Below are 360 nucleotides of genomic sequence, written 5' to 3'. Positions count from 1 at the left end.
CGTAAGCCATCTTGCATCGAACCAGCGGTCTGCCGGCCCGTCATAGGGCAGCCGGGTGACATCCCAATGGCTGACGAAGCGCGCGTAGGCGTCCCACACCGGTGGACCGCCGCCGATGAAGACGACACGGCCGGCAAAGCGCCGGAGCGTGTCCTCCGGATCCATGGTGGAGCGAACGACGACAAGTTCCCGATCCGGGCGAGCAAAATCCGGAATGCTTGCGATCGTCTTGGGACCGGCGAGCAAGACGTGCCCTCTGGTGAGGTCGAAAAATCGTGCAACGTCAGCGACAAACTCCGGCGACCGGTTGCCTTCCCACGGAAGGCCACCATTGAGGCCGAGCTGCCCCGCTTGGCCGAT

The 360-nt window shown here is 64.2% G+C and carries 1 protein-coding gene; it reads right to left on the bottom strand.

The window, feature by feature from the left end:
- On the bottom strand, positions 1-360 hold a 360-nt coding region (locus ACWUKX_RS31030), incomplete at both ends, for a diacylglycerol kinase (RefSeq protein WP_456010468.1).

The organism is Mesorhizobium sp. f-mel, assembly GCF_053850215.1.
The sequence above is the reverse complement of the archived record's forward strand: the minus strand, read 5'-3'. Positions and strand labels throughout refer to the sequence as shown.